The organism is Coleofasciculaceae cyanobacterium, from assembly GCA_036703275.1.
Classification (GTDB): Bacteria; Cyanobacteriota; Cyanobacteriia; order Cyanobacteriales; family Xenococcaceae; genus Waterburya.
Window position 1 is genome coordinate 249,728 of sequence record DATNPK010000076.1, and the last position, 8,669, is coordinate 258,396.

At 44.4% G+C, this 8,669-nt stretch carries 5 protein-coding genes, 2 tRNA genes and 3 rRNA genes; 5 read left to right on the top strand and 5 right to left on the bottom strand.

The window, feature by feature from the left end:
* Positions 1-31: 31 nt before the first annotated feature.
* The 3 genes from V6C71_14770 to nadC all read right to left on the bottom strand — a co-directional run bounded on the left by V6C71_14770 (position 32) and on the right by nadC (position 2,104).
* Positions 32-478 (bottom strand): hypothetical protein, encoded by a 447-nt coding sequence (locus V6C71_14770; protein ID HEY9769736.1) that lies wholly within the window; start codon positions 476-478, stop codon positions 32-34.
* Positions 479-790: 312 nt separating this feature from the next.
* Positions 791-1,246, bottom strand: a complete 456-nt coding sequence (locus V6C71_14775) for a DUF29 family protein (protein ID HEY9769737.1) — start codon at positions 1,244-1,246, stop codon at positions 791-793.
* Positions 1,247-1,249: 3 nt separating this feature from the next.
* Entirely contained in the window at positions 1,250-2,104 is an 855-nt protein-coding gene (gene nadC, locus V6C71_14780) for a carboxylating nicotinate-nucleotide diphosphorylase (protein HEY9769738.1), read from the bottom strand.
* A 389-nt stretch (positions 2,105-2,493) separates the two neighbouring features.
* On the opposite strand from nadC, the gene V6C71_14785 reads away from it, so the two are divergent.
* The 5 genes from V6C71_14785 (at position 2,494) to rrf (ending at position 7,826) form a co-directional block, all read left to right on the top strand.
* Positions 2,494-3,989, top strand: a 16S ribosomal RNA gene (locus tag V6C71_14785).
* A gap of 186 nt (positions 3,990-4,175) precedes the next feature.
* A tRNA-Ile gene (locus V6C71_14790) sits at positions 4,176-4,252 on the top strand.
* 76 nt (positions 4,253-4,328) lie between these two features.
* Positions 4,329-4,404 (top strand) — tRNA-Ala (locus tag V6C71_14795).
* A gap of 352 nt (positions 4,405-4,756) precedes the next feature.
* Positions 4,757-7,584 (top strand): 23S ribosomal RNA (locus tag V6C71_14800).
* A gap of 124 nt (positions 7,585-7,708) precedes the next feature.
* Positions 7,709-7,826 (top strand): 5S ribosomal RNA (rrf, locus tag V6C71_14805).
* Together the 16S, 23S and 5S rRNA genes with 2 tRNA genes alongside form the textbook arrangement of a ribosomal RNA operon.
* A 68-nt stretch (positions 7,827-7,894) precedes the next feature.
* On the opposite strand, the gene V6C71_14810 is transcribed toward rrf, so the two are convergent.
* A complete protein-coding gene (locus tag V6C71_14810) occupies positions 7,895-8,341 on the bottom strand; it encodes a DUF3531 family protein (GenBank protein ID HEY9769739.1) in 447 nt (148 codons plus the stop codon).
* Positions 8,342-8,417: 76 nt separating this feature from the next.
* The coding region (gene tnpA, locus V6C71_14815; protein ID HEY9769740.1) for an IS200/IS605 family transposase at positions 8,418-8,669 on the bottom strand (252 nt) is incomplete at its 5' end.

The following is an 8,669-nucleotide window of genomic DNA, read 5'->3' on the forward strand; positions in this document are numbered from 1 at the left end:
CTTCTTTTGTTAGAAAATAAAATCTATGCCTTTAATATTCTTCTTGTTCTTCACAAATAGTTCTATACAAATCTGTTTTTAATTTTTTCAATTCTCCGTATCTTATTAACATTTTTGCTGTTGTCAACCAATTCAAACGATTATTACAAGGTAGTACTGTATTTTTCTCATTATCTGTTGTTAGTATTTCATAGGCTCGTTCAAGTGCTAGTATTGCTTGTTTAGTTATTTCCTCATCTCTTTTAGTTTGTTGATTTGAGAAATAATTTAAAAATGCAATAGCAATTGTAAAGAAAATGCCCAATTGAGCTAATTCTTTGATGAAATTAAAGTTTAAAAAAATATAAGTAAATATAAACGGGAGAGCAATTGTCACGAAAACAGGAGTAAGAATTTCGTATTTATCGTCAAATTCAATCCATTCTAGCCAACTTTTTATCCTGGTTTGCTTGATTGCCTTATTATGACTAGGTTGCATAAATTGTGATGTGATTTCAGTACAACTTATTACAATCATTGTTTGTCTACAATATATGATTGCCTTTTGTCAGATTTAGAGCGATCTTTTTCTTAATGATTTAACTAATAATTGTAGTGATAGTTAATAATTGAAGAGTTAGTAAAATTTGCGATCGCCATTTAAATAATTTACGCTAGCATTAAGAAATCATCTTTTTTAGTATTATCCATGATAGAAATTGTTTTTTAGTAGAGGATGATCTCGATGGAGGCTATAAAGCAAAAGCTTTAGGTGAGTCGATATTTACCCAAGCAGATAATCTCGATAGTCTTAAAGAAATTGATATGACCTTCTTTCTTTTCTTTCTGCCAAAATTAGTTCAAAAGCGCGATCTATAATTTCTTGACTATCTATTATTTTCAATAACTCTTCAGAAGAATAAATCCCTTCATAAGACTCCAAAGAAGCGTTATCCAAAGCACTATCAAATGCTTCTGCGATTATTTCCTTAATTTCTAATTTTTCAAGATAATAGCCGCCAGCTTTCCTGCGTTTATTGACTCTTTCTATTTGACGGCAAGAGTTACGAATTGAAACATCCCAAGATTTAGTCGTACGTTTCTCTGCTGCTTGTTTAATTAAGTGAAGTAGAAGAATAACCACATAGCTGTAAATTCTATCGACAATTGCCTTCTTCCCCATTTCCTCCATCTCTTCTACCAGCAGCAAGGCATTTTGATAATCTTGCTGTTTGATTAATCTTTTGAGTTCGAGTATTTCTTCCATTAGCTAAACTATTCTCATACTTAAGTCTAACCAGTGCGATCGCGTTATAGGCGCGCTACTAGATATATAGTCAACGCCAGTTTCAGCTATAGCACGAATAGTTTTTAGGGTAATATTGCCTGATGCTTCTATCTTAACTCTGAGATTTGTCTGGCGAATTATCTTAATTGCCAAATTCATTTGTTCAAGAGACATATTATCCAACATGATTATGTCTGCACCATATTGTAGGGCTTGCTCTACCTCTTCTATATTTGTTGTTTCTACTTCTATATTTAAAGGATAGGGAATATTGTTTCTCACAAGTGCGATCGCTTTTTCTATTCCTCCTGCTGCTTTTATATGATTATCCTTAATCATCACCGCATCATCTAATCCCATCCGATGATTGATTGCACCACCTACTCGCGTGGCATATTTCTCTAGCACTCTCAAACCTGGGGTAGTTTTTCTAGTATCTACTAACCTAGCTGGCAAATCACTAATCTTATTTACATAGTTACGAGTAACTGTAGCAATTCCACTTAAACGCATCGCTAAATTAAGTGCTACCCTTTCTCCTGTTAGTAGAGCCTCCCTACTCCCTTCTATTTCGGCTATCTTTGTTCCCGATTGACAAAAATCTCCTTCTTTAACTGTGAGAGTAAATTGAGCCTCTTTGTCTAATAGTTGAAAAACTCGCGCTGCGATCGGTAATCCTGCAATTACCCCATCTTCTTTAATAATCCATATCGCTTGATTGATTTGGAATTCGCTATTAAACAATCCTTGGGTCGTAAAATCACCTCTACCGATGTCTTCTAATAACCAATCTTGTAGTAGGCGATCGACGATTATTAAGGAAGGTAAACTGACCATAGAAACTTTTTTACTGTTTAGAAAACTAAAACTAAATGCTATAACACTATAGCTGGTAGAGCTTAAAAGACAATTATGCAATATAAAAACAGGTTAATTTAAAAAAAAGTCGCTCAGGGGTTGACAAGGATAAATATATTCCCTATATTGGTAAATGCGCGGTTGAGAGGTAACCCCGAACAACAAGCGGACAGAACCTAGACAATACAATAGTTTGACGGTTTTTTAAACACACAGCTTTTTGAATTAAAAAACAATTAAAATGGCTCGGTGAGAAAAGCAAAAGATTAAGTAATTAAAAATTTGCCCAACTCAGCCAGTCAAAAAGAAAGAGCGAAAAATCACAACTTGAGATGAAATGAAGTTCAAGAAAAATTGAATGTAAGTTCAACATGGAGAGTTTGATCCTGGCTCAGGATGAACGCTGGCGGTATGCCTAACACATGCAAGTCGAACGGGCTCTTCGGAGCTAGTGGCGGACGGGTGAGTAACGCGTGAGAATCTGCCTTGAGGATGGGGACAACAGCGAGAAATCGCTGCTAAAACCCAATATGCCAGTTAGCTGGTGAAATATTTATAGCCTCAAGAGGAGCTCGCGTCCGATTAGTTAGTTGGTGGGGTAAGAGCCTACCAAGGCAGCGATCGGTAGCTGGTCTGAGAGGATGAGCAGCCACACTGGGACTGAGACACGGCCCAGACTCCTACGGGAGGCAGCAGTGGGGAATTTTCCGCAATGGGCGAAAGCCTGACGGAGCAATACCGCGTGAGGGAGGAAGGTTTTTGGATTGTAAACCTCTTTTTTAAAGGAAGAAGAAAGTGACGGTACTTTAAGAATCAGCATCGGCTAACTCCGTGCCAGCAGCCGCGGTAATACGGAGGATGCAAGCGTTATCCGGAATCATTGGGCGTAAAGCGTCCGCAGGTGGCTGTTCAAGTCTGCTGTTAAAGACAGAAGCTCAACTTCTGAACAGCAGTGGAAACTGGACGGCTAGAGTACGGTAGGGGTTGAGGGAATTCCCAGTGTAGCGGTGAAATGCGTAGATATTGGGAAGAACACCAGTGGCGAAGGCGCTCAACTGGATCGTAACTGACACTCAGGGACGAAAGCTAGGGTAGCGAAAGGGATTAGATACCCCTGTAGTCTTAGCTGTAAACGATGAACACTAGGCGTTGCTTGTATCGACCCGAGCAGTGCCGTAGCCAACGCGTTAAGTGTTCCGCCTGGGGAGTACGCACGCAAGTGTGAAACTCAAAGGAATTGACGGGGGCCCGCACAAGCGGTGGAGTATGTGGTTTAATTCGATGCAACGCGAAGAACCTTACCAGGACTTGACATCTCGAGAACTGAACCTAATAGTTCAGGTGCCTTAGGGAACTCGAAGACAGGTGGTGCATGGCTGTCGTCAGCTCGTGTCGTGAGATGTTGGGTTAAGTCCCGCAACGAGCGCAACCCTCGTTCTTAGTTGCCAGCATTAAGTTGGGCACTTTAGGAAGACTGCCGGTGACAAACCGGAGGAAGGTGGGGATGACGTCAAGTCAGCATGCCCCTTACGTTCTGGGCTACACACGTACTACAATGGTTGGGACAAAGGGCAGCGAGCTCGCAAGAGTCAGCGAATCTCATCAAACCCAGCCTCAGTTCAGATTGCAGGCTGCAACTCGCCTGCATGAAGGAGGAATCGCTAGTAATCGCAGGTCAGCATACTGCGGTGAATTCGTTCCCGGGCCTTGTACACACCGCCCGTCACACCATGGAAGTTGGCCACGCCCGAAGTCGTTACCCTAACCCTGTATAGGGAGGGGGATGCCGAAGGCAGGGCTGGTGACTAGGGTGAAGTCGTAACAAGGTAGCCGTACCGGAAGGTGTGGCTGGATCACCTCCTTATAGGGAGACCTAACCGTGAAGCGAAGACCGAAAAAGAGTCTCGCCATCACAGGTCAAACCAAGGTCGGTTCAAAAAGCAGCTAAAGATCCCAGATAGAGATCGAGCAAATGTGAGTCCAAGAAAACTGTCAAACTAATTGTTCTGGTTCGCCAAAAATCTACTAGAGAAAATAAGTAGCAAAACAAGGGCTATTAGCTCAGGTGGTTAGAGCGCACCCCTGATAAGGGTGAGGTCCCTGGTTCAAGTCCAGGATGGCCCACCATAAACAAGTAAGAAGTAGAAAGTAGCAAGTAACAAGTAAGAAACTGGTGAAAGTTATAATCGAGTTCTGAAGCAAAGGGGGTATAGCTCAGCTGGTAGAGCGCCTGCTTTGCAAGCAGGATGTCAGCGGTTCAAATCCGCTTACCTCCACCAAAAAGTTATTTACCCAGTCAAAACCTCAGCCCAAAAACGGTAAAATAGAGGCAGTAAAATCCAGCACTATCATCATTGATTGGCGAAAAAGATGATTCTGCTGGACTTTAAAAAGTCCAGAATGAACCTTGAAAACTGCATAATATCTAGAAACAGCAAGCTCGTTCAAGTAGCGAAAGCTAACTAAAAGAACTTGTTGGTGATAGAGCCAAATTATAGAACTAAGTAATTAGGTCAAAAAAAACTAAGGCAGTGAGCATGACCGGCGTCGTCAGAGGCCAAGGAAAATGCTCATGAAAAATTAGTCCAAAAGTAAAGATTAGAAAGTATCTTGCACCAATGTAGGATACCAGGTCAAGCTACAAAGGGCTAACGGTGGATACCTAGGTACACAAAGGCGAAGAAGGACGTGGTGACCGACGAAATGCCTCGGGGAGTTGGAAACAAGCATAGATCCGAGGGTGTCCGAATGGGGCAACCCAAATGAACGACCTGCTGAATATATAGGCAGGAGCGAGCGAACTCAGCGAACTGAAACATCTTAGTAGCTGAAGGAAGAGAAAGCAACAGCGATTTCCCCAGTAGCGGCGAGCGAAACGGAAACAGCCTAAACCATGAACTTCGGTTGATGGGGTCGTGGGACAGTCATCAGGGATTAGGGAAGCTAGACGAAGCAGTTGAAAGCTGCACCAGAGGAGGTGAAAGTCCTGTAGTCGAAAGCGGAAATAAACCGACTGAATCCCGAGTAGCACGGAGCCCGTGGAATTCCGTGTGAATCAGCGAGGACCACCTCGTAAGGCTAAATACTCCTGTGTAACCGATAGAGAAACAGTACCGCGAGGGAAAGGTGAAAAGAACCCCGGCGAGGGGAGTGAAATAGAACATGAAACCGTTAGCCTACAAGCAATTAGAGCACGATTGAACGTGTAATAGTGTGCCTGTTGAAGAATGAGCCGGCGACTTACAGGTTGTGGCAGGTTAAGAAGTAATACTCGAAGCCAAAGTGAAAGCGAGCCTGACAAGGGCGAATTTTGTCACAATTTGTAGACCCGAACCCGGGTGATCTAACCATGTCCAGGATGAAGCTTGGGTAAAGCTAAGTGGAGGTCCGAACCGACTGGCGTTGAAAAGCCAGCGGATGAGGTGTGGTTAGGGGTGAAATGCCAATCGAACCCGGAGCTAGCTGGATCTCCTCGAAATGCGTTTAGGCGCAGCGGTAAGTAGACTTGTTGGGGGGTAAAGCACTGTTTCGCTGCGGGCTGCGAGAGCGGTACCAAAGTGAGACAAACTCAGAATACCCAACAAAATTTTACCAGTGAGACGGTGGGGGATAAGCTTCATCGTCGAAAGGGAAACAGCCCAGACCACCAGCTAAGGTCCCCAAGTACACACTAAGTGAGAAAGGAGGTGGGAGTGCATAGACAACCAGGAGGTTTGCTTAGAAGCAGCAATCCTTAAAAGAGTGCGTAATAGCTCACTGGTCTAGCGCTCCTGCGCCGAAAATGAACGGGGCTAAGTGTGTCACCGAAGCTGTGGACTTGTGTTTAACACAAGTGGTAGAGGAGCGTTCTGTATTGGGAGAAGCATTAGCGGCAAGCAGATGTGGACGATACAGAAGTGAGAATGTCGGCTTAAGTAGCGAAAATATATGTGAGAATCATATACCCCGAAAGCCTAAGGGTTTCTTCGGAAGGCTCGTCCGCGAAGAGTTAGTCGGGACCTAAGGCGAGGCCGAAAGGCGTAGTCGATGGACACAGGGTGAATATTCCCTGACTACTGCATGGGAGCTGAGATAGGGACGCATGAACAATAACCACGCCCTGAATGGATTGGGAGTTCTCCAAGGAGAACGTGTGGTAAAGCTAGTGCCAAGAAAAGCTATTTCAGTGATGAAGATGTAGTACCCGTACCCGAAACCGACACAGGTAGGCAGGTAGAGAATACTAAGGGGCGCGAGATAACTCTCTCTAAGGAACTCGGCAAAATGACCCCGTAACTTCGGGAGAAGGGGTGCCACCGAGAGGTGGTTGCAATAAAGAGGCCCAGGCGACTGTTTACCAAAAACATAGGTCTCTGCTAACTCGTAAGAGGATGTATAGGGGCTGACGCCTGCCCAGTGCCGGAAGGTTAAGGAAGTTGGTCAGGGGCTTGCCCTAAAGCTAACGACTGAAGCCCCGGTGAACGGCGGCCGTAACTATAACGGTCCTAAGGTAGCGAAATTCCTTGTCGGGTAAGTTCCGACCCGCACGAAAGGCGTAACGATCTGGGCGCTGTCTCGGAGAGAGGCTCGGCGAAATAGGATTGTCTGTGAAGATACGGACTACCTACACTTGGACAGAAAGACCCTATGAAGCTTTACTATAGCCTGGAATTGGGTTCGGGCTTCGCTTGCGCAGAATAGGTGGGAGACGATGAAGATAACCTTGTGGGGTTATTCGAGTCATCGGTGAGATACCACTCTAGCGAGGCTAGAATTCTAACTTGCTCCCGTAATCCGGGAGAAGAACAGTTTCAGGTGGGTAGTTTGACTGGGGCGGTCGCCTCCAAAAAAGTAACGGAGGCGCACAAAGGTTCCCTCAGGCTGGATGGAAATCAGCCACAGAGTGTAAAGGCACAAGGGAGCTTGACTGCGAGAGAGACAACTCAAGCAGGTAGGAAACTAGGTCTTAGTGATCCGACGGTGCTGCGTGGAAAGGCCGTCGCTCAACGGATAAAAGTTACTCTAGGGATAACAGGCTGATCTCCCCCAAGAGTTCACATCGACGGGGAGGTTTGGCACCTCGATGTCGGCTCATCGCAACCTGGGGCTGAAGTAGGTCCCAAGGGTTGGGCTGTTCGCCCATTAAAGCGGTACGTGAGCTGGGTTCAGAACGTCGTGAGACAGTTCGGTCCATATCCGGTGTAGGCGCAAGAGTATTGAGAGGAGTCTTCCTTAGTACGAGAGGACCGGGAAGAACGCACCGCTGGTGTACCAGTTATCGTGCCAACGGTAGACGCTGGGTAGCCAAGTGCGGAGAGGATAACCGCTGAAAGCATCTAAGTGGGAAGCCCACCTCAAGATGAGTACTCTCATGGCAATTGCCAGTAAGGTCACGGGAAGAACACCCGTTAATAGGCGCTAGGTGGAAGAGCAGCAATGTTTGTAGCCGAGGCGTGCTAACAGACCGAGGGCTTGACCTCAACTAACTGACCGACAACTGACTAACCCTCAGAGATTACCCAATTCGACTGTTTCGGCTCGTTGACCACCACTTCTAGATTTATGCAGTCTTGAAGGTTCACCAAGGCTCGAACCGCCAGCATTCCTGGTGCTTGTAGCGCAGTGGTCCCACTTCGACTCCATCCCGAACTCGATTGTGAAACGCTGTAGCGGCCAAGATACTTGGAGGGTAGCCTCCTGGGAAAATAGCTCAGTGCCAGGTTCATTAATAACCTCTAAACCCCTTACCATTGAAACTAGTTGGTGAGGGGTTTGGTTTTTTAGCTGTTTTTAGTTACTGTAAAATACGGAGTCAGTGTTTTTGTTGACAGGCCAATCTTCATTTTCACCACCAATAATAATTCTCTCAATTTGTACAAACTCTTTACTTAGCTGATTAATAGCGTTTATTAAAATATCGATCGCAATTAAATCACTGGTTCCTAAGTCAAACCAGCACCTACCCCAAACGCCTAAATATTCAATATCTCCCATATTGTGCATTGGAGACATCAGAGCATCATCTAACTCTGTTCGATCATATTCCATATAGCTGATTTCTACGCCTGTATCTTGAACTCGAAGATTTTCAGCATTGAAGCCACCAAGTTTACCTAAATAAAACCACGAATCTAATAGCTCTTCAATATATTGTTGTTCCATTCTCGAAGGAACAGTAGGAAATTCTAACCAAATCCAAACATCAAAAGGATTAAATTCTCTAAATTGTATTTCCATAGTTTTTAATCGTAAGTTAGGTAAGAATAAGTGAGTGTTTGTTTATCAATTTAATAGATGGGTCGAAAACCCCACCCTAAAGGGGTGATTCTTGATTGCCAATATACTCTTTAATCTTCGCAATTGGCGCACCTCCACAACTGACACAAAAATAGCTAGGACTCCACAAATGTTCTTTGTGGGGAGCTAGTTTAAATTCCTTTCTTAACATACGACTAGAAACGCCTTTAAGAGAATTGACTATCTGAGAAATAGAAAGCTTAGGCGGATATTCAATCAACAAATGAACATGGTCAGACTCTCCGTTGAGACGAATGACCCTAAAATT

Bases quoted from the DNA above. Each gene is read 5' to 3' on its own strand.
- V6C71_14775 (HEY9769737.1), bottom strand. From the start codon at position 1,246: ATGGAAGAAATACTCGAACTCAAAAGATTAATCAAACAGCAAGATTAT.
- nadC (HEY9769738.1), bottom strand. From the start codon at position 2,104: ATGGTCAGTTTACCTTCCTTAATAATCGTCGATCGCCTACTACAAGAT.
- V6C71_14770 (HEY9769736.1), bottom strand. From the start codon at position 478: ATGCAACCTAGTCATAATAAGGCAATCAAGCAAACCAGGATAAAAAGT.
- V6C71_14810 (HEY9769739.1), bottom strand. From the start codon at position 8,341: ATGGAAATACAATTTAGAGAATTTAATCCTTTTGATGTTTGGATTTGG.